This is a genomic window from Dactylosporangium thailandense (assembly GCF_059739745.1).
In genome coordinates, this window is the sequence record NZ_AP029195.1 from 273,245 (window position 1) to 298,552 (window position 25,308).

The following is a 25,308-nucleotide window of genomic DNA, read 5'->3' on the forward strand; positions in this document are numbered from 1 at the left end:
GGGTGGGAGCGAGGCGGAGTCCAGATTTCGCCTGCGTGTGCCCCGCGGAGGCCTGGCTACCGGTGTTGTAACCCGGCCTTCGCGGGGTGCGCGCAGGCGAAATCTGGGCCCGCCGCAGCCCCGCCTCAGTTGTGAAACAGGCCCTAGAGGAACCGGCGCGCGCTGGAGGCCTTGTCCACGGCCTCGGCGAGCGCCGCCGCCACCTCGTCCACTGTGGACGACGACACGCGGGTGCGCGGGATCGACAGGCTGATCGCGTCCGTCGCCGGGTCGCGCACCGGCACCACGCGCGCCACGCACACGATGCCCTCGGTGTTCTCCTCGCGGTCCACCGCGTAGCCGAGCGCCCGGATCGACGCCAGCTCGGCCCGCAGCGCGGCCCGGTCCGTGATCGTGTGCGGGGTCAGGGCCGGCAGCGGGTCGGGCAGCAGGGCGTCGACCTCCTCCGGGGTGCGCGCGGCCAGCAGGGCCTTGCCCAGCGCCGTGGCGTGGGCCGGGAGGCGGCGGCCGATCGCGGAGTAGAGGCGCAGGGGGTGCACCGACTCCCGCTTCGCCACGTAGGTGATGTCCGCGCCGTCCAGCCGTCCCAGGTGGGTCGTCTCCCCGAAGCGGGCGGCGAGATCGTCGAGGATGCCGGCGAGCAGGCCCACGGTGTCGTCGGCGTCGAGGTAGGCCGCGCCGACCTGCAGGGCCCGCAGCCCGAGCCGGAACCGGGTCTGCGTCGTCTCGATCCAGCCGCGGGCCGCCATCGTGCGCAGGATGCCGTGCAGGCTGCTCTTCGGGATGTCGAGGGCGCGCGTGAGCTCCGACAGCGTCGACGGGCCGCCGGTCGCCAGGGCCTCCAGGATGTCGAGGGTTCGGTCGGCGGACTTGACGGGAGTGGTCACGCGGCCTCCGGTGCACTATGGTCACATGTGTGACCGACGTTCAGCATACTGAACAACACCCCGTTGTCGAAACCATCGCGGCCGGGAGGATCGTGCCCGTCGTCGTGCTCGAGGACGCCGCGGACGCCGCCGACCTGGCCGACGCCCTCGTCGCCGGCGGCCTGGGCTGTGCCGAGGTGACGTTCCGGACCGCCGCCGCGGCCGACGCCATCCGGGCCATGGCCGAGCGCCCCGGCATGCTCGTGGGCGCGGGCACCGTGCTCAGCGCCGCCCAGGTGGACCGGGCCGTCGAGGCGGGCGCGAAGTTCGTCGTGAGCCCCGGCTTCAGCGCGTCCGTGGTGGCGCGCTGCCAGGAGCACGGCGTGCCGGTGTTCCCCGGCGTCGCCTCGCCGTCCGAGATCATGCAGGCCCTGGACGCCGGCCTGGACACCGTGAAGTTCTTCCCCGCCGAGCAGCTGGGTGGCGTACCGATGGTGAAGGCCCTGTCGGCCCCCTTCCGCACCGTCCGGTTCATCCCCACCGGCGGCGTCAACACCGCCAACCTCGCCGACTACCTCGCGGTCAAGTCGGTGCTGGCCGTGGGCGGGACCTGGATGGTGGCGCCCGAGTTGCTGGCCGCCCGCGACTGGGCCGCCGTCACCAGCCGCACCCGAGACGCATTGGAGCAGGCCCGATGATCACCGTTCGGCCGGCCGCCGAGTGCCGCTACGACCTTGTCTCCCTCGGCGAGGTCATGCTCCGCCTCGACCCGGGCGAGGGCCGCATCCGCACCGCCCGGCAGTTCCGCGCGTGGGAGGGCGGCGGGGAGTACAACGTGGCCCGCGGGCTGCGCCGCTGCTTCGGGCTGCGCACCGGGCTCGTCTCCGCGTTCGCGGACAACGACGTGGGCCGGCTCCTGGAGGATCTGATCCTGCAGGGCGGGGTGGACACGACGTTCGTGCAATGGGTGAAGTACGACGGGATCGGCCGCACGGTCCGCAACGGCCTCAACTTCACCGAGCGCGGCTTCGGCGTCCGCGGCGCCGTCGGCGTCTCCGACCGCGGGCACACCGCCGCCGCCCAGCTCAAGGCCGGGGACGTCGACTGGGAGCACCTCTTCGGCGAGCTGGGCGTGCGCTGGCTGCACACCGGAGGCATCTACGCGGCCCTGTCCGAGACCACCCCGGACACCATCGAGGCCTGCCTGAGCGCCGCCCGCCGGCACGGCACCGTGATCTCCTACGACCTCAACTACCGGCCGAGCCTGTGGAAGGCGATCGGCGGACAGGAGCGGGCCCGCGAGGTGAACCGGCGGCTGGCCGGGCTCGTCGACGTGATGATCGGCAACGAGGAGGACTTCACCGCCTGCCTCGGCCTCGAGGTGCCCGGCACCGACATCCACGCGGGCGCGCTGGACTCGGCGAACTTCCGCACGATGATCGCGGCGGCGGTCGCGGCCTACCCGAACTTCCAGGTCGTCGCGACCACCCTGCGCGGGGTGCACACCGCCACCGTGAACGACTGGGGTGCGATCGCTTGGTGGAAAACGGCGTCCGGCGGGGACTTCGCCGAGGCCACCCACCGCCCGGCCCTGGAGATCCTGGACCGGGTCGGCGGGGGCGACAGCTTCGCCTCGGGCCTCATCTACGGGCTGATGACCTTCGGCGACCTTCAACAGGCCGTCGAATACGGCGCGGCCCACGGCGCCCTGGCGATGACCACGCCCGGCGACACCTCGATGGCGAGCCTCAAGGAGGTCGAGGCGCTCGTCGCCGGGGCCGGCGCGCGGGTGCAGCGCTAAAGCAAAGAAGCCAGGATCTCGATCTGCGCAGGGTCGTCGCCCCAGCAGTAGAGGACCAGCTCGTCGGCGCCGAAGTCGCGGTAGGCGGCAACGGTGTCGGCGAGCTGCTTCGGGTCCGAGATCGGGTCGCCCCAGCCCTCGCGGCCGGTGAACGCGTAGTACGCCGCGACCGCCGAGCGGGCCCCGGCGATCGACTCCGGCGAGCCGGCCGCGGCGTTGAGCTGGCAGACCAGCCGCGGGCGACCGGGCCGGCCGGCCTCGGCCCACTGGTCCCGCACGGTGCGCACGAGGCCGCCGGCCCACTGCAGCGGCGCGGCACACAGGAACCCGGCGCCGTAGCGGGCGACCCGGGCCAGCGCGGGCGGCGCGAACCCGCCGATGAGCAGCGGCGGGCCGCCCGGCGTGACGGGGGAGGGGCCGATCGGCGCGAGCGGGTACGGCGATCCGGACCAGATGGCCGCCAGGTCCGTCAGCATCCGGTCCATGATCGCGCCGCGGCGGTCGAGGGGGACGCCCGCGGCGGCGTGGTCGTCGTCGCGGCCGCCGATGCCGACGCCGAGCGTGAGGCGCCCGCCCGACATGCGGTCCAGGGTCGCGGCCTGCTTGGCCAGCAGCGCGGTGCCGCGCAGCGGGGCGAGCAGCACCTCGGTCTGCAGCCGGATGCGGGTGGTGGCGCCGGCCAGGGCGGCCAGCGCGACGAGCGGCTCGGGGTTGTCGTAGGCGAGCCGGTCCAGCAGGGCGACGGTGGCGAAGCCGGCCGCCTCGGCGCGGCGGCCCCACTCGGGCAGGCGCGCGGGGTCGCTGACGGGCAGGCCGAGACCGATTTCCATGTGGTACTCCCAGAAGCAAGGTGGGCAGCGGACAGTGCTGTCGCCACCTCCTCCCCGCGACTGCGGCGGGGTCCCGCGCCCGTTCTGCGACGTATCTCTGGGGCGCGGAATGCGGAGTTCCAAGGCCGACTGTACCAGACCCACAAAATCCAAACATGTACAACAATGAAACCGACACATACCTTCAGGCTCATGCGTCGACTGCTCACCGCCCTAGCCGCGACGGCCGCCACCGTCGCCGCGCTCCTCGCCGCGCCCTCCGCCGCCCACGCCGAGTCCAACGGCGGGGTGCGCATCCTGCCCCTCGGCGACTCGATCACCGACGGCTTCAACGTGCCCGGCGGCTACCGCATCAACCTGTGGCGCGCCCTGGCCGGCGCCGGCCACCCCGTCGACTTCGTGGGCTCCCAGTTCAACGGCCCCGCCGACCTGCCCGACCACGACCACGAGGGCCACCCCGGCTGGCGCATCGACCAGGTGGACGCGAACGCGAGCGCCTGGGTGTCGTCCACCGCGCCCCGCAGCGTGCTCATCCACCTGGGCACCAACGACGTGGTGCAGAACTACGACCTCGGCAACGCGCCCGCGCGCCTGTCCGCGCTCGTCGACCACGTGCGCGCGGCCGCGCCCGGCGCCGACGTCTTCGTCGCCTCGATCATCCCGCTGGCCGACGCCGGGCGGGAGTCGGCCGCGAACGCGTTCAACGCCACCATCCCCGGCATCGTGGCCGGCAAGGGCGCCAAGGTCCACTTCGTCGACATGCACGCCGCGCTGGGCACCGGCGACCTCGCCGACGGGGTGCACCCGACCCGCGCCGGCTACGACAAGATGGCCGTGCGCTGGGCCTCGGCCCTGGCCGCCGTGCCCGGCTCGGCCGGCGACGACGGGGCCGCGACCACGCTGCCGTCCGGCTCCTCCATCTCGCTGCGGGCCACGACGGCGTGCTGCACGACGCGGTACGTCCGCCACATGAACGGCCTCGGGTACACCGAGAACGTGTCCTCCTCCAGCGACCAGCTGCTCAAGCAGGACGCCACCTGGCGCGTGGTGCCCGGCCTCGCGGGCGGGTGCTACTCCCTCCAGTCGCGCAACTACCCGGGCTACTACCTGCGCCACCAGAACGGCCGCGTGAAGATCAGCGCCGACGACGGCACGGCCCTGACCCGCGCGGACGCGACCTGGTGCGCGAAGACGGCCCCCGGCGGGGTGCGGCTGGCGTCCTGGAACTTCCCCGGCTCCTACCTGCGCCACATCAACGCGGAGCTGTGGCTGGCCACGCCCGGCGGCACCGCGGCCCGGGACACCGCCGGCAGCCTGGTTCCCGACATCACGTGGGCCGTTGCCGCGCCGTGGGCCCCGTAGTACGGTCGGCCCGACAACCGCATACGCGCTGCTCGACCCGCGACGGGAGAGTCCCTGGAAACGGGGCGCCGAAGGAGCAACTCCTCCCCGGGAATCTCTCAGGCCCACGTACCGCCGCGGGAAGGCGACTCTGGAAAGCCGGGACGCCGCGTCCCGCGCCCACGGTGCAAACCGCCGGCCACCCTACGGGCGGCCGTGCCGGTGAAGCTCTCAGGCATTCGATGACAGAGCGGGGAGGCTCGACCCTCGACAACAGGGAGCCTCCCGTGACGCTCAGCGCGTTCGACCTGTACTCCATCGGCATCGGCCCGTCCTCCTCGCACACGGTCGGGCCGATGCGCGCCGCCCGCCGCTTCGCCGTCCGCCTGGCCGAGGCCGGGCTCCTGCCGCGCACCGGTCGCGTCAAGGCCGAGCTCTTCGGCTCCCTCGGCGCGACCGGCCACGGCCACGGCTCGGCCCGGGCGGTCGTCCTGGGCCTGCGGGGCGAGGACCCGGCGACCGTGGACACCGGGACCGAGGTGGCGTCCGACGGGCGGATCGCGCTGCTGGGCGAGCACGACATCCCCTTCAGCGCCGACGCCGACCTGGTGCTGCACCGCCGCCGCAGCCTCCCCGAGCACCCGAACGGCATGCGCTTCACGGCCTGGACCGAGGCCGGCGAGGAGCTGCTCACCCGCACCTACTTCTCCGTCGGCGGCGGCTTCGTGGTCGGCCCGGACGGCGCCGTCGCCGAGGCCGACGTGCCGGTCAAGTTCCCGTTCACCACCGGCGCCGAGCTGCTCGCGCACTGCGAGGGCCGCTCGATCTCCGACGTGATGCTGGCCAACGAGCTGTCCTGGCGCTCGGAGGCCGAGGTCCGCGCCGGGCTGCTCCACATCTGGGCGGTCATGCAGGAGTGTGTGCGCAGCGGATGCACGCGTCCGGACGGCGTGTTGCCGGGCGGGCTCAAGGTGCGTCGGCGAGCGCCACGGCTCTACAGGGATCTATGCGAAAAATCGGATATATCTGATCCGCTGCACGTCATGGACTGGCTCAACCTCTACGCGCTGGCCGTCAACGAGGAGAACGCGTCCGGCGGGCGGGTCGTCACCGCCCCCACCAACGGCGCGGCCGGCATCATCCCGGCCGTCCTGCACTACGCGGTATTTCCGAAAAGCGGCCGCTTCGTCCCGGGCGCCGACGACGACGGCGTGGTCCGGTTCCTGCTCGCCGCCGCGGCCGTCGGGATCATCATCAAGGGCAACGCGTCCATCTCCGGGGCCGAGGTCGGGTGCCAGGGCGAGGTCGGCTCCGCCTGCGCGATGGCCGCCGCCGGGCTCTGCGAGGCCCTCGGGGGCGCGCCCGGCCAGGTCGAGAACGCGGCCGAGATCGGCCTCGAGCACAACCTCGGCCTGACCTGCGACCCGGTCGGCGGCCTGGTGCAGATCCCGTGCATCGAGCGCAACGCGATCGCGAGCGTCAAGGCGGTCAACGCGGCCCGGCTCGCGCTCAACGGCGACGGCGCGCACCACGTCACCCTCGACAAGGTCGTGCGCACCATGCGGGAGACCGGGCGGGACATGTCGGTGAAGTACAAGGAGACCGCCCGGGGAGGCCTTGCCGTCACCGTGATCGAGTGCTGATGCGAAGCTGTGCGCTATGGCGCTCGGCGTGATGGCGAGGATCGGCCGGTTCTGCTTCCGGCACCGCTGGTCGGTGATCGGGGTGTGGCTGGTGGTGGTCGTGCTCGGCGGCCTCACGTTCGGGCCGGTCTTCAGCGCGATCGCGGACGCGAGCAACCCCAGGCACGTCGAGTCGATCGACGGGCTGGACGCCATCGCGACCGGCAACGACTCCAGCGGCACCGTCATCGGCCTCGTCGACCACGTCGACCCGCAGGCCCCGGCCGTCCGCACCGCCGTCGGCGCCGCGGCCGCCGACCTGGCCGGGTCGACCGGCGTCACCGCGGTCGACACCCCGTTCTCGGTGCCGGCCGCGAAGGCCCCCGCCTACCTGGCCGCCGACGGGCACGGCCTGCTGCTCGTCGCGACCCTCGCCAAGCTCGACATCGGCGAGCGCGACACCGTGCTGAACACCCTGCGCACCCGGCTGCACCGGCTCGACGCCGACCTGGCCGCGGCGGGAGTGCCGGACGCGACGGTCGAGGTCGGCGGCAACCCGGTGCTCAACGCCGAGGTGCGCGGGGCCCAGAAGCGCGACCTCGGCCGGGCCGAGCTGATCTCGCTGCCGCTCACCCTCATCGTGCTCGTGTTCGTCTTCGGCGGCCTGGTCGCGGCCGGTCTGCCGGTGCTCGCCGCCGTCGTGTCGGTGGCCGCGGCCATGCCCCTGCTGTGGGTGTTCAGCCGGGTCAGCGACCTCGACCAGAACGTCGTCACCGTGGTCACGCTGCTCGGTCTCGGCCTGTCGATCGACTACGGGCTGCTGCTCGTGGCCCGCTACCGGGAGGAGGTCGCGGCCGGCTTCGAGCCCCCGGAGGCGATCGGCCGGGCCTGGGCGACCGCCGGGCGGACCATCTTCTTCAGCGCGCTCACCGTCGCCGCGGCCCTTTCCGGCCTCATGATGTTCTCGATCCACCAGCTCGGCGCGCTCGGCGCCGGGGGCGTGTCGATCGCCGTCGTCGCGATGCTGGCCGCACTGACGTTCACCGCGGCGCTCATCGGCCTGTTCCACAAGCGCATCAAGCCCCGCGCGAAGAGGGTCACCGTCCAGGACGACGAGCGGGGATTCTTCGCGAGCCTGTCGAGATTCGTCCAGCGCCGCCCGGTGCTCATCGCGCTCGGCACCGCCGTGGTGCTGCTCGCCGCCGGGTCGCCGCTGCTCGGGCTCACGCTCAAGCTGCCCCGGCTCGAGGGCGTGCCGCGCAGCATCGAGTCGGCCCGCGTCGCCGACGAGCTCGGGTCGCGCTTCGGCCGCGCGTACCGGCCGGTGGTGACCGTCGTGGCCCGTACCGATGCCGCATCGCTCGACACGTATGCCGCCAGGTGGGCGTCCGACCCGGCGGTGGCCGGCGTGCAGCCCGCCAAGGCCGCCGGCCCGGGGGTCGCGACGGTCGATCTCGCCCTGCGCGGCGGAAACGAGGACGACGCGGCCCAGGGTCTCGTGCACCGGCTGCGCGCCGACCGGCCCGCCGGGGTGCAGTCGTGGGTGGTCGGCGACGCCGCGATCCTCATCGACCTGGTCGGGCTCATCGTCGAGGACCTGCCCGGCGCCGTGGCGGTGACGCTCGTGGCGATGGTGCTGCTGCTGTTCGCGATGACGGGGTCACTGGTCGTACCCGTGAAGGCCGTGCTGGCCAACGTCGTGTCCCTCGGGGCCACGTTCGGCGTGATGGTCGCCGTGTTCCAGCACGGCTGGGGATCCGGGGTCCTGCACACGCTCACCGTCGGCGGGCTGGACCCGTTCGTCGTGGTGATCGTGTTCGCGTTCGCGTTCGGGCTCTCGATGGACTACGAGGTCTTCCTGCTGGGGCGGATCAAGGAGTACGTCGGGCGCGGCGACGACACCGACACCGCCGTGCGCCGCGGCCTGCAGCACACCGGCCGGATCATCACCTCCGCCGCGCTGCTCATGGTCGTGGTCTTCGCCTGCTTCGCCGCGGCCGATCTCGGCCAGATCGAGCAGGTCGGGCTCGGGCTGCTCACCGCGGTCGTGATCGACGCGACGGTGGTGCGCTGCCTGCTCGTACCGGCGACGATGACGCTCCTCGGGCGCTACAACTGGTGGGCGCCCGGCCCGCTGCGGCGCCTGCACGCGCGCATCGGCCTGCGGGAGCACGCGCTGCCCGAGGCCGCGCCCGCCCGGACCGCGGAACCGGTCACCGTCGATTAATCTGGCGATCATGTCCACCCCCGCAAGCGCCGAGGAACGCCACGCGACCTGGCTGGAGCTCTTCTTCGACCTGGTCATCGTCGCCGCCGTCGCCCAGCTGGCGCACCTGCTGCACGAGGACATCACGTGGGAGAAGGTGCTGCTCTTCGGCGTCGCGTACTACGCGATGTGGAGCGTGTGGACCGCGTTCACCCTCTACGCGAACGTCACCGGCATCCGCACCCGCCAGCGGGCCATGCTGCTGGCGATGTTCGGCATCGCGGTGATGGCCGCGTCGATCCCGCTCGTCGAGCGCGACCAGCCGGCCGCGTTCGTGCTCGCGTACGTGTACTGCCGCTTCCTGAGCATCAACTCGTTCAAGCGCGAGAACCGGATCGTGACCGAGTGGCCCGGCGTGCAGCAGGCCGTCGGCGTCATCCCGTGGATCGCGTCGCTGGGCTTCGAGACCCCGACCCGCTACTGGCTCTGGCTCGCGGGCATCGCGCTGGACCTCGTCTTCTCCATCGCCCGCTCCCGCGACCCGCAGGCCCTGCTGGCCGAGGAGCGCCGGGACCGCGAGCGCTCGCTGCGCCGCCACCACCGCGAGGCCGAGATCGCGCGGCTGGACCAGCTGGAGGCCGCGCGGCCCGACCGGCCGCACCTCGGCGAGCGCCTCGGCCTCTTCGTCATCATCGTGCTCGGCGAGGCGGTCGCCCAGCTCGTCAACGCCGCCGCCGGGGTCGAGGACTGGCGCAGCGGCCTGTGGTTCGTGGTCGTGCTCGGCTTCGGGCTGCTCGTCGCGCTGTGGTGGCTCACGCTGCGCTACGGCCCGAGCGCCGCCCCGACCTACGGCATGCGGGTGTTCACCCTGCGCCTCACCATGCCCGCGCACTACCTGACGACGGTCTCGATCGTGGTCATCGCGGCCGGCCTGGGCTCGGCCGCCGCCCACCCGCAGGGGCACGTCGAGACGGCGACGCGGCTCGTCCTGTGCGCCGGCGCGACCCTGTACTTCCTGACCGCGACGCTGATCGGCGCCCGCGGCGGGGCGAGCTGGCGCTGGGTGCTGGGCTGGGGCCTGCCGTCGGTGCTCGTGTGCCTCGCGGCCGGGATCTTCGGCGGCCCGCTGCCGGCGGCGGGGCTGCTCGGCGTGGTGCTGGCCGCCGCGCTGTGGCACATCGCGTACCGCCGGGTCAGCGGGGTCTCAGCGCCCGGTCCGCACGACGACCCGGCCGAGGTTGCGCCGGCGGGCGACGAGGTCTAGCGCCGCGCCGAGGTCGTCGAGCTCCTGGTAGCGGGGGCTGATCCGGCCCGCGGCGAGCAGGTCCCACAGCTCGGCCCGCCACCCGTCCACGACCGCCGGCCGGAGCCAGTGCCACAGGCCGACCGTGAACCCGGTGACCGTGCGGCCCCCGCCGAGCAGCTCGCCCGCGTCGAGCGTGCCCCCGCCCGCGCTGAACGCCACCAGCCGCCCGAACGGCCCGAGCGCGCCGGTCCCGCGCCGCAGCACGTCGCCGCCCACGCCGTCGAGCACCACGTCGACGGGCGCGCCCCAGTCCTCGTCGTAGGTCACGCACTCGTCGGCGCCGCACGCGCGCACGAATCCGGCCTTGCCGCCCGGCCCGGCCACGCCGACGATCCGCTTCGCACCGAGGGTTTTCGCCAGTTGTACGGCCAGATGCCCGACCCCGCTCGCCGCCGCCGTCACGAGCACCGATTCCCCCGCCCGGAACCCGGACGCGCGCAGCGCCCCGAGCGCGACCAGCCCGCCCCGCACGACGGCGACCGCCGTCCCCGCGTCCGGCTCCTCCGGGATGCGGTTGACGAGCCCGGGCACGCCGATCGCCCGCTCGCCGTAGGCCCCCGCGAACACCACCCCGCCGACCCGGTCGCCGGGCACGAACCCGTCGACCCCGGCCCCGACCGACTCGACCCGCCCGACGATCTCGCCGCCGGGGTCGGCGCCCGGATCGTCGCGGAGCACGCGCCGGAGCGCGACCCCGACCCCGGCCGCCTCGACGCGGACGACCAGCTGTCCCGCCGCCGCTTCCATCGACACCCCCAAGACTTCAACGGTGTTGAAGTCTCTGCGATACTCGGGCGTGCCGTCAAACCGATTGGACCGCGACCGGGTGCTGGCCGCCGCCCTGGACCTGCTGGACGCGGACGGGCTGGAGGCGCTGAGCATGCGCCGGCTGTCGTCCGCGCTCGGCGTGCAGAACGGCGCGACCTACTGGCACTTCCGCAGCAAACAGGCGCTGCTGGAGGCCATGGCCGACGCGCTGATCGCCGGGGTGGCCGCGGGCGGGCCGCCGGTGGCCGAGCTGGCGCGGCGGCTGCGGCGGGCGCTGCTGTCCCGGCGCGACGGGGCGCTGCTGTTCTCGGGCCGCTTCTTCCCGCTGCCGAACGCCCTCGCCTACGGGGAGGCGCTGATCGCGGCCCTGCGCGCGGGGGGCCTCGGGGCGCGGGAGGCGGCGTGGGCGGCGGACACGGTGACGTACCACGTGATCGGCCACGTCATCGAGGAGCAGATGGCCGCGTCCGAGCCCGACCCGGCCGCCGCGGCCTCGCGCCTGACCGCCGCCGTCGACCCGGCGCGGCACCCGAACCTGGCCGCGGCGCTGCCGCACGTGGCGGCGCCCCACCCGGAGGAGCACTTCGAGTTCGGGCTGCGGATCGTGCTCGCCGGGATCGGTGCCGCGTGAGCGCCGGGGTGTGGCCGCTCGGGGACCTCGTCGTGCGGCGGGTCGGATTCGGCGCGATGCGGCTGCCGCAGGTCGGGGCGGCCTTCGACCCGCGGGCCGTGCCCCGCGACCGGGAGTCGGCGATCGCGGTGCTGCGCCGGGCCGTCGAGCTCGCGCTCCTGGACGCGGCCCACGACCGGGCCGGCGGGTGAGGCCTAGGCGTGCAGGGCGGCCGCGGCCGGTGGGGACATGGCCGGGGCCACGTAGTAGCGCAGCCAGTTGTCCAGCAGGGTTCGCATCCGGGCGCGGATGTCCCGGTCCGCCCAGTCCAGGAACTCCAGGAAGGCGGCGTAGTCGGCGTCCGACGGGCCCAGGTGGCCCTCCGCGATCAGCTGCCGCCGCCGCACCTTGGCCAGGGCCGCCGTGATGCCCGAGGTCAGCTCCGGGTGGATCTGCAGGGTGCGGGCGGTCGCGCCGATGGCCAGGGCCTCGTTGCGGTACACGCCGTAGGCCAGCTCGGTGATGGGGCCGAACTCGCAGGCGGGCGGCACGTCGTAGACCGCGTCCACGTGGGAGGTGAAGACGTCGAAGGAGTCCGGCAGGCCGCGGAACAGCGGGTCCCGGCGGCCCTCGGGGGTCAGCGTCAGCGTCTCGATGCCGAAGCGGCGGCCCTGGTGGCCGACCTTGGACACGGCGCCGGCGACCTCGGCCTTGGCCTGGTGGGACCAGCAGACCTGCAGCTCCGGCACGCCCTGGCGCTGGGCCGCGGCCAGGAACCCCTTCACCCGGCGGATCCACGGCAGCTCCTCGTAGGAGGAGTGGCCCGAGCCGCCGCCGATGATGCCGTGCGCCTCGATGGTGTCCGGGAGTGCTTCGCCGTCGGCCACGTTCACGCAGTGGATCTGGTCCGGGGACAGGCGCGTCACCTCGGCGATCCAGTCGCGGTACGGCGTCAGCCCCATCTCCCGCACCGGCGCCTGCTCCTGCATGTTGAGGAAGAGCAGGCGGCACCGCTGGCGGACGTGCAGCGGGCGCCGGGCGCCGCCGGGTCGGGCGGTGGCGCGGTGGTCGACGGTTGCCGTCATGCTGGGCATGCTCCCGAGAAGACGTCGGCGGACTTGGCCGATTGTGGAGCATAGCGTGACGGCCGCGCTTCGGTTCCCCCGAATATCCTCTCCCCGCCTCAGCCGATGCCGGCGGCGTCCAGGGCGGCCTGCAGCGAGGTCTTGTACCCCTCGCTGGTGACCGTCGCGCCCGAGACGGAGTCGATGTCCGCGCTCTGCGCCTGCAGGGCCTCGGTGCGCAGCTGGGGCAGGGCGTACGCGTTGATCTGCTGGTCCCGCCGGTTGGCCGTGGGGTAGGTGACCGCCTCGACGTCGGTGACCTTGCCGCCCTCCACGGTGATGCGCACCTGCACCGGGCCCCACCGCGTCGGCGTGGCCGGGCCGTCGTACGTCTTGCCGGAGCCGGCCGCGGTGCCGGCCCCGGCCGGAGTTGCCACGCCGGCCGGGGCGCCACCCGATGACGGACGGTAACTGAACAGCAGCACGAGCGCGACGGCGGTGGATGCCAGCCAGAGCACGATGCGGCGCATCGACGAGTCCCCCATCACCAGGCGAAGCGTTCGGTGTGCAGCCGGTCGGCGGGCACCCCGGCGGAGCGGGCCGCGTGCACGACCGTCGCCGTCCAGTCGTCGGGGCCGCAGACGTACACCTGATGCCCGGCGATCCCGGGCACGAGCCCCGGCAGCGAGGCGCCCGCGGCCGGCCCGGGCAGCCAGGAGCCGGGCGCGCGCGGGCCCACCAGCGGCACCAGGCGGACCCCGCGGTGCCGGGCGAGCCAGGCGAGCTCGTCGCGGAAGGCCAGGTCGGCCTCGGATCGGGCGCGGTACAGCAGCGTCGCCTCCCCGTCGGCGTAGGGCAGGTCCCAGAGCAGGGCGAGCAGCGGGGTGACGCCGATGCCGCAGGCCACGAGCGTGACGGGGCCGCCGCGGTACGACTCCCCGGTGAGCCGGCCGTAGGGGCCCTCGATGAGCACCCGGGTGCCCGGCCGCAGCGCCGCGACCCGGGCACTGCCGTCGCCGAGGTCCTTGACGGTGATGCGCAGCAGGCCGGAGCGGGGCGGGCCGGACAGTGAGTAGGGGTGCGCCCGCGACCAGCCCGGGCCGTCGAGGAAGCGCCACAGGAAGAACTGCCCGGCGCGCACCGGCAGCCGGTCGAGTCGCTCGCCGTGCAGGTACACCGACGTCAGCCCCGGCCCCTCGGGGCGCACCTCACCGACCCGCAGGGCGTGCCGGCGGCTGCGCCACAGCGGGATCCCGACGCGGTAGAGCAGCACGGCACCGGCGGCCGCGGCGTAGAGCGTCCACCAGTAGGCGCGCGCGGCGGCCGAGCCGATGAAGTCCGCGCCCGTCCACAGCTGGTGCGGCAGGGCCAGGCCGACGCCGAGGTACGCGTACAGGTGCAGCAGATGCCACGACTCGTAGCGCAGCCGGCGCCGGGCGGCCCGCAGCGACGTCACGGTGACCATCACGAGTGCGGCCGTGCCCGCCGCGGCGAGCAGCATGCCGGGGTAGCCGGTGACGAGGTCCCACAGCTGCGCGAAGGGGTTCGCCCGGCCGTCGGCGTAGCCGGGCACGACCAGCACCACGTGCAGCACCATGAGGTTGCACGAGGCGAACCCGACCCAGCGGTGCCAGCGGGCGAGCCGGTCCTGCCCGAACGCCCGCTCCACCGCCGGGATCCGGGCCAGCAGCAGCACCTGCAGCAGCATGAGGTCGCTGGCGAGCAGGCCGAAGAGGCGGGCCGCGGCCGTGACCGCCGTCCAGCCGCCCCCGATCAGCTCGCTCGCGCCGCCGCCGCCGATCCACAGCACGGCGACCACGAGCAGGCTGGCCGCCGCGGCGATCCCGGCGGCGTCGGCCCACCACCACGGTGTCTCGGCGCGCCGGACCGGCACGGCGTCGGTAGTCATGTGCTCAACCATCTCGGAGCTTGTTGCCCGTGTGCTGGGGCGGGACTGGGAGTTGCCTGTGAGCGCGAATCGGCCACGGTGAAAGGTGAGGAAGTTTTACGGTGGATCATGTGAGTGTTCGGGTCAAGATTCTCGGGGCGATCGCCGTGGCCGCGGCGGTGGCCCTGCTCGTCGGCGTCACCGGTCTGCTGGCGCTGCGCAAGGCCAGCGACGCGGCTCAGTCGATCTACAGCAGCAACCTGCTGACCATCAACTCCGTCAGCGATCTGCGCCTGGCCGTGAAGCAGGCGCGGGTCGACCTGGCCAACAACATGATCTCGTCGGACGCGGCGACGCAGCAGCAGTACGCGGATGCCTTCGCCGCCGACGTCAAGACGTTCGGGGCCGCGCTGGACAAGTACCGTCGCAGCGACCCGGCCGCCGGTCAGCAGGTCGGCGACGAGCTCGAGTCGAACTGGACCGCGTATGTCCAGATCGCCACGAACACCCAGCTGGCCAACGCGAAGGCGCGCGACTTCACCGCGTGGCAGAAGACCCTCGACACGCAGATCCGCCCGATCTACACGAAGATCAGCGACGCCCTGGACGCCATGTACTCGGCCGAGATCGCGGCCGCCGCGAAGGCCGCCGCCTCCGCCCGCTCCAGCTACGGGCGCAGCCGCGACATCTCGCTCGCCCTGCTCATCGGCGGGCTCGTCGTCGCGCTCGGCTTCGGCTGGCTGGTGGCCCGGGCCATCGTGCGCTCGCTGGACCGGGTGCAGGCGGTCTGCGACGGGCTCGCGGCCGGCGACCTGACCCGCGTCGCCGGGCTCGCCTCGGGTGACGAGCCGGGCCGGATGGGCCGGGCGCTGGACTCGGCGATGGAGCGGCTGCGCACCGCCGTGTCCACGATCGACCGTTCGGCGACCGCGCTCGCGGGTGCGTCCGAGGAGATGCACTCGGTGTCGGCGTCGATCGCCTCCTCCGCCGAGGAGACCTCGGTGCAGGCCAAGGCGGTCGCGAGCGCGGCCGAGGAGGTGTCGGCCAGCGTCGGTACGGTATCCGCCGGCAGCGAGCAGATGGGCGCCTCGATCCACGAGATCGCCCTGAACGCCTCCGAGGCCGCCCGGGTGGCCAGCGACGCCGTCGCGGTCGCGGCCAGCACCTCGGCCACGATCGGCCGCCTCGGCGACTCCTCCGCGGAGATCGGCAACGTCATCAAGGTCATCACCTCGATCGCGGAGCAGACGAACCTGCTCGCGCTCAACGCCACCATCGAGGCGGCCCGCGCCGGTGAGTCGGGCAAGGGCTTCGCCGTCGTCGCCTCCGAGGTCAAGGACCTGGCCCAGGAGACGGCCCGGGCCACCGAGGACATCTCCCGCCGGGTGCAGGCCATCCAGGCCGACAGCGCCGGCGCGGTCGCCGCGATCGAGCAGGTGTCGCAGGTCATCGCGCGGATCAGCGACTTCCAGACCACGATCGCCTCGGCGGTGGAGCAGCAGACCGCGACCACGGCCGAGATGAGCCGCAGCGTCGCCGAGGCCGCCGCCGGCTCCGGCGAGATCTCGGGCACCATCTCCGGCGTCGCGGAGTCGGCCCGCCTCACGAGCGAGGGCGTCGGGCAGTCCCAGCAGGCGACGGCCGAACTGGCCCGCATGTCGACCGAGCTCAGCGCCCTGGTGGCGAACTTCCGGTACTAATCTCGATGCGTGGATCTCTGCGAGGAGTGCGGGTTCGCGTATGACGGTGTCGCGGCGGCCGAGGTGGCGGGGCGGCTCGGGGAGTTCGCCGGGCGCTACGCCGACGCGCTCGACGGGGTGGCGGACGTGCGGCGGCGGCCCGCGCCCGGCGTGTGGTCGGCGCTGGAGTACACGTGCCATGTCCGGGACGTCCTGCGCGTGCAGCGCGAACGGCTCGACCTCGCGCTGCACGCCGACGCGCCCGAGTTCGCGCCGATGGGGCGCGACGAGCTCGCGGTGACGGCGGCGTACAACCGCCAGGACCCCGCCGCCGTGCTCGCCGCCCTCGGGGCCGCCGCCGACGTGCTCGGCACGGCGTTCGCGGCGCTCGGGCCCGCCGAGCTCGACCGGATCGGGCTGTATCCGTGGCCCGAACCCGTCCCGCGCACGCTGCTCTGGCTCGGCCGGCACACCGTCCACGAGGGCGAGCACCATCTGATGGACATCAAGCGGCAGTAGCTCACACCGCGGCGATCACACTGCGGCGAAGCGCATCGCCTGGGTCACGATCAGGTCCTCGATGCCGAACAGGAACCGCTCCATGTCGGCCCGCGGGAGGATCGCGGCGTCGGCGGTCATGGCCAGCTCCAGGCTCCCCGGCGCGTCCTGGGCGTCGAGGGCGAACGTGGTGTTGCGCCGGGGCGCGTGCTCGACCGGCCAGGTCAGGGTGGTCCGCTCGCGGGCGGCGGCCAGCGGCTCGTCGGGCGCCTGGCCGTAGCCGGCGATCGGGATGAGGCCGCGCACGTCGTTGACGAAGCAGGAGTGGTCGCCGGGTGACCCGAGCCCGGCGATGTCGCGGGCCAGGGCGAGCTTGTCGTAGTAGGCGTGCCGCTGCGCCGACAGCGCGGCCCCGAACGTGCGCCGGACCAGGCTCGGGAAGTCCTCGGCGGTGCCGGGCAGCAGGAGCAGGCCCTCCTGCGCGACGGTGTTCACCGCGCCCGCCATGCCCGGCAGGAAGCGGTTGTTGACCACGACCTGGAACACGGCGTCGGGCGCCCCGCCGAGCCGGGCGGCCGCGGACGCCGCGGCGGCGAGCAGCACCGCGCCCGGGTTCACCTCGAGCCCGGTCGCGACCCGGTCGAGCGACAGGGCGAGGGCGGGGGAGTTCAGCACCGCGTTCGGGAACGTCTCGGCGGCCGGGCGCCCGGCCCGCGCCGGGAACTGGCTCGCCGGGCCCTTGGCGAGCTTGTCCAGCCACGAGCGGCGGGCGGCGGCGTCGCGCCGGCGGCCCTTGTCCGAGGTCTGGAACGCGGCCTCGTCGAGCGGCTGGGTCGGCTCCTCGCCCGCGAACGGGCGCCCGGCGGCGAGCGCGGCCGCGTCGGCGAGCAGGTTGCGCAGGCCCCAGCCGTCCGACGCGGTGTGGGACAGGGACAGGATGAGGTACCCCGCGCGCCCGCCCGCCGTCACGACCCCGGCCCGCACCGGCAGCTGCCGCTCGGCGTCGAACGGGATCGCCTGCAGCTCGTGGTAGAAGGCGTAGGCGGTCTCGGTGACGTCGGCCGGCTCGGACTCGCGCACGTGCAGCGCCACCGCGCCGTCGGCGTGCACGTCCTGCTCGAGCCGGTCGCCGTCCCAGCGCAGCGTGGTGCGCAGCGAGTCGTGCCGCAGCAGCAGTTCCCGGACGATCGCCGCGAGCCGGTCCAGCGGCAGCGGCGGGTCCAGCGGCAGCCCGCCGCTCACGTTGTACCGCGCCGCGTCCTCGCCGAGCCGGCGCACCACGTCCCAGATCGCGCTCTGTCCCCAGGTGGCCGGGCCGGTGCCGGATCGTCCCCCGGCGAAGGCGATCTGCTGCTCCACGCCGAGCAGTCTCACGGATCGGCGCGGGGCTTGTCGACGCCCGGCCCGTCGCCATATACCGGTCGTCGACCCATGTCACTCCTTGATCTTCGAGCGCAGGGCTCGGAAGACCGCGATGCCGGCAGTTTTGCTGTACGCGTCCGAGGCGTTCTTCAGCCACACCACGACGGTCACCGCGCGGTTGCCCTCGCCCGGGGAGTAGGAGGCCTTGAGCCCGTCGAGCGTGCAGGGCGGCGGCCGGCGACGTCCTCGACGCGGTCCAGCACCGTCCATCACGGCCGCGCCCGAGCCCAGGATCAGGAACATCCCCGCGAGCGCACCCACGATCCACGCGATGCGCTGTCCCTCGTCATATCGGTGATCATGCCATCGCTGGAACCGGCGCCGGGTGCCTCGGACGGGCACCCGGCGCCGGACCGGTCAGCGCATGGGCATGGGATTGCGCGACGGCGCCGGGGCGCGCTTGTCGCGGGCGGGCCGCACCGGGGTCGCGGCCCGCAGGAGGTGGGCGATGCCGGTGCTGCGCACGGGTACCGCGGTCCTCGTCAGGGCCGCGGCCTCCGCGCGCAGGTGCGTTGCCGTGCGGGAGCGGGACTCCAGAAGCACGGCCAGATGATCCAGCGCCACGGCCAGGCGTCCGGCGGCCTCTGGGGCGTGGCGGCGCCGGCGGCGCTCGCACTCCACGAGCTCCTCGGCCACGGCCAGGGCCGCGTCGCCCCGGCCGGCCGCGGACAGGGACAGGGACAGGGCCAGCAGGTCCCAGTCGGGGCCGTCGTGGTCGGCGGCCCGGCGGTTGCGGCCGCCCTCGAGCAACTCGGCGACGCCGGTGGACATGACGCTGGTTGCCTCGGCCCAGCGCCGCAGGGTCGTCGCGGCCTCCTCGAGCAGGGCCGCGTGCGGGGCGCCGGGGGCGAAGCCGTCCACGAGGTCGCCCAGGGCCCGGGCGAGCCGCGGTGCGTGGACGGCGGGGTTGACGGGAGTGAGGATTCGGTACGCCTGGACACGCTCGTACGGGCGGGGGTGGTCCTGCAGGAGTACCACTCGGGCCCACGTCACCATGCCGGGATCGACCAACGCATACCTCCACGCTCGTTGGTGAGCCGCGAGCGTATGCCGGTGAATGCGCAGGTCAACAGGGCTTTTCGGTCGAGTGATCCGGATCGTTGCGTGCGGTACGATGAGGACAGTTCTACCCCTGAGCGACCCGTCTCTGGTGGTTGGGTAGAAATCGCAGATGCTGCGAAACGACGTGCTGGGCTTCCGTCAAGATACGCAATAGCATCGATGCGTTCGATTGCTGAGGACCGATGCTGAACGCATCGGCCCCCCCGCAACGCGCCGTCAGGCGTCTCGGCTCGACATGAGGGCACGGCAAAGTGCCCTTGCATACTTTCAGTGACGGTGTTGGCAGCACCGGCGCTGATCTGACATGTCGTTAGTGGGCGGAATCGAAGCTGCCGTGCTTCGTGCCGTCCACGAACGATTTCCAATCCGTGGGCGTGAATTGCAGAACGGGCCCGGCGGTGTTCTTGCTGTCCCGGACGCCGATTCTTGTGCCGGCGACCGCGACCTCCACGCAATTGGCGCCGCCGTTGCCGTTGCTGCGGCTGCTCTTACGCCAGGCCGCATGCTGAAAATTCGTAGCCATGCATCGCACACCTCCCTTCTTGACGGACTCCTCGGCCGTCAGAGGTCGTCGAGCAGGCGCTGGATCATGCCGGTCGACTCCTCCGGCGTGAGTGCTCTGGTGCTGAGGCGCTCGAACTCGACCCGATAACGCTTGACCTCTGCAGGCTGCTCCTCGTAGTAGTCCCCGGCAAGCCCTTCGAGGTACACGACATCCAGGTGGGCGACGTCAGGGAACTCCAGCAGTGCGACCGAACCGCCGAGGAACGCGTGCTCGCCGGCGTCGTACGGCAACACCTGCAGCGTGACGTTGGGCTGCTCGGCGGCCTCGATGAGCCGGCGCCACTGGCCGGCCATGACCTCCGCGCCGCCGATCATCCGGCGCACCACGGACTCGTCCACGATCGCCCACAGGGTCAGGGGCGAGGGCCCGGTCAGGCGCCGCTGCCTGGTCCTGCGCAGCTCGACGCGGCGGTCGTTGGCGGCCTGCGGGTCGTGGCTGCGGCCGCTGCCGAAGAGCGCGCGCATGTAGGGCTCGCTCTGCAGCAGCCCGGGCAGCACGATGGGCTCCCAGACCTTCGCGGAGGAGGCGTCGGCCTCCATCCCGACGAAGTTGCCCGGGCGCATGACGTCCTTGTAGTCGGTCCACCAGCCGCGCTGGCGGGCCAGCCGGGCCAGGGTCATGAGGGCGTCGCGGTACTCGCTGTCGGCCACCCCGTACAGCGTCAGCAGATCGTTGACGTCCCGCGGGGTGACCGGAACGCGCGCGTTCTCGATGCGGGTGACCTTGGCCGAGTGCCACTCGAACTGGCGGGAGACCGCCTCCTGGGTGAACCCCGCGTCCTCGCGGCACTTCTTCAGCTCGGCGGCGAGCCGACGACGGCGCAATGTGGGCCCCTCATCGATCGCCGTCGGCAGCTCATCGGGTGTTCTGGTGGTGTCCGTCTGCACGCTGGTGATCCTAAACAATTTGGCGTTCGCCGATACTCCGAGTCTAGTACTCGTTGCACTACGCGCAGTGCTTGGTACATGATGCTGGGGACATCGAGGATGAACCTCCATTCATTCATGATCTCCTTTTGCCTAGTGCCGGGGAGCGTGATTTGTCGTGCTTGCCAACAGCTACTACCTCATTGCCCACGACGATCGGACCGGCCGTTCCCGGTTGCACCCAAGGGCGACCGGGCTCGGCCTCGCGGCGGGGCTGCTCGGCGAGCTGATGCTCTTCGGCCGGCTGCGCGCCATGACGGGCGACCTCTACGTGGTCAGCCACGAACCACCGGGCGACTCGCTCTCCCATACGCTGCTCGACCTGCTCGTCGCCCAGCCACAGCACAAGGAGATCCGCACCTGGCTGGCGTATCTCTCGCAGGACGCGGCCGACCAGGTCGGTGAGCGGCTGCTGCGGGCGGGCGTGGTCGAGCCCGTCACCAAGCGGAAGCTGCTCAGCGCCCAGACCCTCTACATGCCGGTCAGCCCCGACCAGCGCAACGCCGCGGCCTGGGAGTCCATCCGCCTCGCCGAGGCGCTCGGCCGGCGCCGGTCGATGAACCTCTCCGACCGCGTGCTCGTGGCACTGGTCGTGGCGACCGGACTGACCCGCTACGTGTTCTTCAGCCCCCAGCAGCAGCGCGACTGCATGCAGGCGATGCCGGGGATCCTCAGCTCGCTCCCGGACGACCTCGTCCAGCTCGTGCAGTACACCGAGGCCGCGGTGGGTTCAGCCCTCGCCGCCGGTCGCCGGTGAGCCCAGGCGACGTCCCGCTCAAGGAGAGACGAAGACTATGGCGCGTACGACCCTGACCGGGCCCGACATCGTCGCGCGCGGGCTGGCCAACAACCGGCTCGGCGTGCCGTCGGTGGTGTTCTTCGGCGTCGCCGGAGCCGCCCCGCTGACGGTGATCCTCGGCTCGATCTCGACGATCTACGCCGTCGTCGGCAACACCGCCGTTCCCCTCGTGTACTTCGTGGCCGCCGCCATCCTGTCCCTGTTCACCGTCGGCTTCGTGGCCATGAGCCGGCACATCGTCAACTCCGGCGCCTTCTACAGCTACATCAGCCACGGGCTGGGCCGCATGGTCGGGGTCGCGGCGGCGTTCATCGCGCTGCCCGCCTACGCCGCCATGCAGATCGGCCTGCTCGGCCTCTTCGGGGTGGTCGCCTCGAGCATCCTCGCGGCCAGCGGGGTGCAGGCGAGCTGGTTCGTGTGCGCGATCGTGGGCTGGTTCCTCGTGGCGATCCTCGGCGTGCTGTGGGTCGACCTGAGCGGCAAGGTCCTCGCGGTGCTGCTCACCGTCGAGATCACCATCGTGCTCATCTACGACTTCGTGATGCTGGCCCACCCGCACGGCGGCCGGACCGACTTCGCCCCGCTCAACCCGCAGCAGCTGGCCACCCCCGAGGTGGTCGCGATGCTCGTGCTGGCGATCGCGGGCTTCGTCGGCTTCGAGGCCACCGTCGTGCTCTCCGAGGAGGCCAAGGACCCGAAGCGGACCATCGGACGGGCGACGCACTGGGCCGTGATCCTGCCCGGCCTGCTCTGCGGGGTCTCCGCGTTCGCCATGTCGACCAACGCCGGCGACATCGTGGGCGCAGCGCGGGCCGACACCACGAACCTGGTGTTCAACCTGGTCACGCCGTACGTCCCCGAGGCACTGGTCAACATCGGCTACATCCTGTTCCTGACCAGCGTGTTCGCCGCGATGCTGGCCTTCCACACCTCGGTGACTCGATACCAGTTCGCCCTCGGCCGCGAGCGCGTGCTCCCGCGGATCTACGGCTCCGCGCACCCCCGCACCGGCGCGCCGATCGCGGGCTCGGTGACCCAGAGCGTCATCGCGCTCGTCGTGCTGATCCTGTACTTCGTGACGCACACCGACCCGCTCGTGCACCTGTTCGCGTGGATGACCGTCGTCGGCGGCCTCGGCGTGCTGATCCTCATGTGGGCCACGTCGGCCGCGGTGATCGGCTTCTTCCTGCGCAACCGGCGCCGGGAGAACGTCTGGCGCGCCCGCATCGCCCCGATCGCGGCGTTCCTGCTGCTGTCCATCGTGCTCGCGGCGACCGTGATCGGCCTTGGGCAGCTGCTGCAGGTGCCCGCCGACTCGCCGTTCAACTGGCTGTTCCCCACGATCTACGCACTCTGCGCCCTCTTCGGCATCGGGTGGGCCGCGATCATGCGCGGCTCGCGGCCGGATGCCTACGCCGGGATCGGCCGCGGCACCGAGGGTTTCGTGGCGGCGGAAAGCGTCTTCGGCCGGCCCACGAGGCCGCACCGGGTCACCGCCGACGTCGCGCACCACGCGGCCTAGCACCGTCCACTGTGGATATCTCGGCCGTTCGTCTCGGGAGAGGATGCACATGACGCACGCCATTGCGGACGTGGTCGTTCGCGACATCGATCCGGTGGGCCCCGAGGAGGTCACCGAGGTGCTCGTGAAGGCGATGAGCGACGGCGCGGTCGCGCGCTGGCTCATGCCGGATGATCGTCTGCGGCGCGAGTCGAGCCCGGAGTACTTCGCGATCTTCGCCGAGCACGCGCTGCGCCACGGCGAGGTGTACGCCAGCGTCGACCCCATCGACGGCAAGCTCTCGGGGGTCGCGCTGTGGTTCCCGCTGACCCGGGCCATCCCGTCGCCGGTCGACTACGACAGCCGGCTCAAGGAGGTCACCGGCCCCGCGTTCGACCGCGTCTGCGAGCTCGACGCGGCGCTGGAGGCCAAGCACCCGCTCGGGCCGCACCACTATCTGGCGTTCGTGGCGGTGCGGCCCGATCGGCAGAGCCTCGGCATCGGCAGCGCGCTGCTCGCGAGGCACCACGCCCGGCTCGACCGGGCCGGCCTCCCGGCATACCTGGAGGCCAACGACCCGCGCAATCGCGAGCTGTACCTTCGCCACGGCTACGAGAGCCGCCCGCCGGTGCTGTTGCCGGACGGGCCGCCCGTGTGGCCGATGTGGCGCGAGCCGATGTTGTAGCTCAGGCCGACGGGAACTCGTAGAGCCAGTACTGCTGTTCGTCCATCTTCTGGGTCTTCACGTCGCCCGAGAGCCGGTGCAGCATCAGCCGGACGACACGGGACATGTGACGCACGTCGTCGGTGCGGGAGCAGAAGTCGAGTGCGATGAGGCCGTTCTGTGCGGCCGCGGTCAGGTACATCTGCGTGACCAGTTCGCCGAAGGCGGTGGCCGCCCGGGCGTCGGCCTGGGTGGCCACGAAGCCGCAGTACCAGATGCGCCCCTCGCGGTAGTGCTCCGGCCAGCGGCGCTCGAAGTACGGTGGCGAGATCAGTGGCACCGCGTCGAGCTGGTTGGTGTAGATCGACATGCCCCGGACCGTGTCGTCGTCGTCCAGGCACAGGTACTTGTCGACCCGGGGGTCGTCCATCACGGCGTCGAACTCGTTGCGGAACATGAGGTGGCGCTGAACCGCCAGCGCGTTGAGCTCGGCGAATGCCTCCGAGTAGAGTCTCCAGGCCTCTTCTCGCAGCTCGCCCTGCACCAGATCGACAATCTTGACGTTCATGTCGAGCACTCCGATCGCCGTCGGCTGGGCACGTCGTTGGTCCCGTGAACTGGAGTCGATCAACTTTTTTCGATCGATTGTGTATTGAGAGTAGTCCAAGAGTCACGTTGTGCAATATGGTGCTCTCAATCCGTCGCCATCTGCGATCTCGGGAGGGTCCATGGACCGCCTCGACGCCTTCCCGCCGTCCCCCGAGCTCGTCATCGACCTCGATCGGGTGGCCGCCGCCTACCGCGGGTTCGCGTCCGCGCTGCCCGGCGTGGACGTGCACTACGCGATGAAGTGCAACCCGCACCCGGAGATCCTCGCGCTGCTGCACGCCCTCGGGGGCCGCTTCGAGATCGCCTCCGCCGCCGAGCTCGACGCCCTCGCCGGCATCGGGGCGGACCCGGCGCTGGTGCTGTCGAGCAACCCGGTCAAGCCGCTCGCGCACATCGCCCGGCAGTCCGCGGCCGGCGTGTGGCGCTTCGCCGCCGACTCCGAGGACGAGCTGGACAAGCTCGCCGTCGCCGCGCCCGGCGCCGCCGTCGTGGTGCGCCTGGCCGCGCACCAGATCCGCAGCGGCGTGCCCAGCGAGGGCAAGTTCGGCGTCGACGCGCGGCACGCCGTGGCCCTCCTGCTCGCCGCGCGCGAGCGCGGGCTGCGCCCGTACGGGGTCGCCTTCCACGTCGGCTCGCAGATGCTGCTGCCGCACGCGTGGCGGGCGCCGCTGCGGGCCGTCGGGTACGTGATGTACGAATTGGCCGCCGAAAATGTCTTTTTGCACATGGTGAATCTTGGCGGCGGATTTCCCGCGCGGTACGCCGGAAAGATTCCGCCCCTGGCCGACTACGGCGCGACCATCGGCGCCGGGCTGGCCGAGCTGCCGTATCCGGTGCAGGCCGTCTGCGAGCCCGGCCGGGCGCTCGTGGCCGAGGCCGGGCGGCTGCGCGCGACCGTGATCGGCACGGCGATCCGGGGCGGCCGGCGCTGGGCGCACCTCGACGTGGGCGCGTTCAACGGGCTCATGGAGAGCCTGGAGACCGGCAACCAGCTGCGCTTTCCCGTCTCCGACTCGCGCGGGAGCGCGACCCGCGACCGGTTCCACCTCACCGGGCCGACCTGCGACAGCCAGGACACGATCATGTTGGACGTCGAGCTGTCCGCGGATCTGCGGGCCGGCGACCAGGTGTACCTCGCAACCACAGGGGCGTACACCACCGTCTATGCATCGAGATTTAACGGATTCGATGCCCCCGCGGTGCGCTGTGTGACTGGTGTGGCCATTGAAACCAGTGATGACGCTGCGTACTGTGGTTGACGCGCACGGTTTTTGTGATCTT

Annotated in this window: 26 protein-coding genes and 2 riboswitches; of the genes, 14 read left to right on the forward strand and 12 right to left on the reverse strand. The window is 72.6% G+C overall.

Translation table 11 applies throughout. The features are described from left to right. Positions 1–143 precede the first annotated feature (143 nt). A complete protein-coding gene (locus tag AC6JBM_RS01120; RefSeq protein ID WP_497981736.1) occupies positions 144–887 on the reverse strand; it encodes an IclR family transcriptional regulator in 744 nt (247 codons plus the stop codon). Between the two features lie 29 nt (positions 888–916). Here AC6JBM_RS01120 and eda point away from each other — a divergent pair, with 29 nt between their 5' ends. After that, positions 917–1,564, forward strand: a complete 648-nt coding sequence (gene eda, locus AC6JBM_RS01125; RefSeq protein WP_497981737.1) for a bifunctional 4-hydroxy-2-oxoglutarate aldolase/2-dehydro-3-deoxy-phosphogluconate aldolase — start codon at positions 917–919, stop codon at positions 1,562–1,564. Further along, the gene (locus AC6JBM_RS01130) at positions 1,561–2,667 is read left to right on the forward strand and encodes a sugar kinase (protein ID WP_497981738.1); all 1,107 of its coding nucleotides are present in this window, start codon (positions 1,561–1,563) and stop codon (positions 2,665–2,667) included. The genes eda and AC6JBM_RS01130 overlap by 4 nt, the downstream gene beginning before the upstream one ends. Here AC6JBM_RS01130 and AC6JBM_RS01135 read toward each other — a convergent pair. Further along, positions 2,664–3,497, reverse strand: a complete 834-nt coding sequence (locus AC6JBM_RS01135; protein WP_497981739.1) for an LLM class flavin-dependent oxidoreductase — start codon at positions 3,495–3,497, stop codon at positions 2,664–2,666. The two genes, AC6JBM_RS01130 and AC6JBM_RS01135, sit on opposite strands and share 4 nt — an antisense overlap. A gap of 192 nt (positions 3,498–3,689) precedes the next feature. Between AC6JBM_RS01135 and AC6JBM_RS01140 the strand changes: the two genes are divergently transcribed. The 4 genes from AC6JBM_RS01140 (at position 3,690) to AC6JBM_RS01155 (ending at position 9,930) form a co-directional block, all read left to right on the forward strand. Beyond that, a complete protein-coding gene (locus AC6JBM_RS01140) occupies positions 3,690–4,859 on the forward strand; it encodes an AbfB domain-containing protein (protein WP_497981740.1) in 1,170 nt (389 codons plus the stop codon). 33 nt (positions 4,860–4,892) lie between these two features. Beyond that, positions 4,893–4,983, forward strand: a riboswitch (glycine riboswitch). A gap of 4 nt (positions 4,984–4,987) precedes the next feature. Further along, positions 4,988–5,089: riboswitch (glycine riboswitch) on the forward strand. Further along, the gene (locus AC6JBM_RS01145; protein ID WP_497981741.1) at positions 5,081–6,481 is read left to right on the forward strand and encodes an L-serine ammonia-lyase; all 1,401 of its coding nucleotides are present in this window, start codon (positions 5,081–5,083) and stop codon (positions 6,479–6,481) included. It overlaps the preceding riboswitch by 9 nt. Positions 6,482–6,497: 16 nt before the next feature. Further along, positions 6,498–8,687, forward strand: coding sequence for an MMPL family transporter (locus AC6JBM_RS01150; protein ID WP_497981742.1), 2,190 nt, complete (start codon positions 6,498–6,500; stop codon positions 8,685–8,687). 10 nt (positions 8,688–8,697) lie between these two features. Then, positions 8,698–9,930, forward strand: a complete 1,233-nt coding sequence (locus AC6JBM_RS01155) for a low temperature requirement protein A (RefSeq protein WP_497981743.1) — start codon at positions 8,698–8,700, stop codon at positions 9,928–9,930. On the opposite strand, the gene AC6JBM_RS01160 is transcribed toward AC6JBM_RS01155, so the two are convergent. Continuing rightward, positions 9,871–10,719 carry a quinone oxidoreductase family protein gene (locus AC6JBM_RS01160; RefSeq protein WP_497986394.1) on the reverse strand — a complete coding sequence of 283 codons (849 nt, stop codon included), beginning with the start codon at positions 10,717–10,719 and terminating at the stop codon, positions 9,871–9,873. The genes AC6JBM_RS01155 and AC6JBM_RS01160 overlap by 60 nt on opposite strands. A gap of 49 nt (positions 10,720–10,768) precedes the next feature. Here AC6JBM_RS01160 and AC6JBM_RS01165 point away from each other — a divergent pair, with 49 nt between their 5' ends. Further along, positions 10,769–11,371, forward strand: coding sequence for a TetR/AcrR family transcriptional regulator C-terminal domain-containing protein (locus AC6JBM_RS01165; protein WP_497981744.1), 603 nt, complete (start codon positions 10,769–10,771; stop codon positions 11,369–11,371). Continuing rightward, entirely contained in the window at positions 11,368–11,562 is a 195-nt protein-coding gene (locus tag AC6JBM_RS01170; protein WP_497981745.1) for a hypothetical protein, read from the forward strand. Before AC6JBM_RS01165 ends, AC6JBM_RS01170 begins: the two co-directional genes overlap by 4 nt. A gap of 3 nt (positions 11,563–11,565) precedes the next feature. Here AC6JBM_RS01170 and AC6JBM_RS01175 read toward each other — a convergent pair whose 3' ends face one another. The 3 genes from AC6JBM_RS01175 to AC6JBM_RS01185 form a co-directional block, all read right to left on the reverse strand. Next, positions 11,566–12,435, reverse strand: coding sequence for a type 1 glutamine amidotransferase (locus AC6JBM_RS01175; protein ID WP_497981746.1), 870 nt, complete (start codon positions 12,433–12,435; stop codon positions 11,566–11,568). A 98-nt stretch (positions 12,436–12,533) separates the two neighbouring features. Next, positions 12,534–12,959, reverse strand: coding sequence for an FMN-binding protein (locus AC6JBM_RS01180; protein ID WP_497986395.1), 426 nt, complete (start codon positions 12,957–12,959; stop codon positions 12,534–12,536). Further along, a complete protein-coding gene (locus tag AC6JBM_RS01185) occupies positions 12,959–14,323 on the reverse strand; it encodes a ferredoxin reductase family protein (protein ID WP_497981747.1) in 1,365 nt (454 codons plus the stop codon). Before AC6JBM_RS01185 ends, AC6JBM_RS01180 begins: the two co-directional genes overlap by 1 nt. A 110-nt stretch (positions 14,324–14,433) precedes the next feature. Here AC6JBM_RS01185 and AC6JBM_RS01190 point away from each other — a divergent pair, with 110 nt between their 5' ends. After that, the gene (locus tag AC6JBM_RS01190) at positions 14,434–16,002 is read left to right on the forward strand and encodes a methyl-accepting chemotaxis protein (RefSeq protein ID WP_497981748.1); all 1,569 of its coding nucleotides are present in this window, start codon (positions 14,434–14,436) and stop codon (positions 16,000–16,002) included. Between the two features lie 9 nt (positions 16,003–16,011). Next, positions 16,012–16,500, forward strand: coding sequence for a DinB family protein (locus tag AC6JBM_RS01195; protein WP_350624961.1), 489 nt, complete (start codon positions 16,012–16,014; stop codon positions 16,498–16,500). A gap of 15 nt (positions 16,501–16,515) precedes the next feature. Here the strand turns inward: AC6JBM_RS01195 and AC6JBM_RS01200 are convergent, their stop codons facing one another. The 5 genes from AC6JBM_RS01200 to AC6JBM_RS01220 all read right to left on the reverse strand — a co-directional run bounded on the left by AC6JBM_RS01200 (position 16,516) and on the right by AC6JBM_RS01220 (position 20,415). Beyond that, positions 16,516–17,838 carry a condensation domain-containing protein gene (locus AC6JBM_RS01200; protein ID WP_497981749.1) on the reverse strand — a complete coding sequence of 441 codons (1,323 nt, stop codon included), beginning with the start codon at positions 17,836–17,838 and terminating at the stop codon, positions 16,516–16,518. A 75-nt stretch (positions 17,839–17,913) separates the two neighbouring features. After that, positions 17,914–18,162: a hypothetical protein gene (locus AC6JBM_RS01205; RefSeq protein ID WP_497981750.1), complete on the reverse strand. Its 249-nt coding sequence runs from the start codon at positions 18,160–18,162 to the stop codon at positions 17,914–17,916. A gap of 96 nt (positions 18,163–18,258) precedes the next feature. Further along, positions 18,259–18,897, reverse strand: a complete 639-nt coding sequence (locus tag AC6JBM_RS01210; protein ID WP_497981751.1) for a hypothetical protein — start codon at positions 18,895–18,897, stop codon at positions 18,259–18,261. Between the two features lie 376 nt (positions 18,898–19,273). Further along, positions 19,274–19,486 (reverse strand): DUF397 domain-containing protein, encoded by a 213-nt coding sequence (locus tag AC6JBM_RS01215; protein ID WP_350624969.1) that lies wholly within the window; start codon positions 19,484–19,486, stop codon positions 19,274–19,276. A 38-nt stretch (positions 19,487–19,524) separates the two neighbouring features. Further along, the gene (locus AC6JBM_RS01220) at positions 19,525–20,415 is read right to left on the reverse strand and encodes a helix-turn-helix domain-containing protein (RefSeq protein WP_497981752.1); all 891 of its coding nucleotides are present in this window, start codon (positions 20,413–20,415) and stop codon (positions 19,525–19,527) included. Between the two features lie 157 nt (positions 20,416–20,572). Here AC6JBM_RS01220 and AC6JBM_RS01225 point away from each other — a divergent pair, with 157 nt between their 5' ends. The 3 genes from AC6JBM_RS01225 to AC6JBM_RS01235 are packed head-to-tail and all read left to right on the forward strand — an operon-like array spanning position 20,573 to position 23,439. Continuing rightward, complete coding sequence (locus tag AC6JBM_RS01225; protein ID WP_350624973.1) at positions 20,573–21,211, forward strand: GOLPH3/VPS74 family protein; 639 nt, start codon at positions 20,573–20,575, stop codon at positions 21,209–21,211. 37 nt (positions 21,212–21,248) lie between these two features. After that, a complete protein-coding gene (locus AC6JBM_RS01230) occupies positions 21,249–22,775 on the forward strand; it encodes an APC family permease (protein ID WP_497981753.1) in 1,527 nt (508 codons plus the stop codon). A 49-nt stretch (positions 22,776–22,824) separates the two neighbouring features. Beyond that, positions 22,825–23,439, forward strand: coding sequence for a GNAT family N-acetyltransferase (locus AC6JBM_RS01235; RefSeq protein ID WP_497981754.1), 615 nt, complete (start codon positions 22,825–22,827; stop codon positions 23,437–23,439). Position 23,440: 1 nt separating this feature from the next. Here the strand turns inward: AC6JBM_RS01235 and AC6JBM_RS01240 are convergent, their stop codons facing one another. Further along, positions 23,441–23,986: a hypothetical protein gene (locus AC6JBM_RS01240; RefSeq protein WP_497981755.1), complete on the reverse strand. Its 546-nt coding sequence runs from the start codon at positions 23,984–23,986 to the stop codon at positions 23,441–23,443. Between the two features lie 160 nt (positions 23,987–24,146). Between AC6JBM_RS01240 and AC6JBM_RS01245 the strand changes: the two genes are divergently transcribed. Beyond that, positions 24,147–25,286, forward strand: a complete 1,140-nt coding sequence (locus AC6JBM_RS01245) for a type III PLP-dependent enzyme domain-containing protein (protein ID WP_497981756.1) — start codon at positions 24,147–24,149, stop codon at positions 25,284–25,286. The last annotated feature ends 22 nt before the right edge of the window (positions 25,287–25,308 follow it).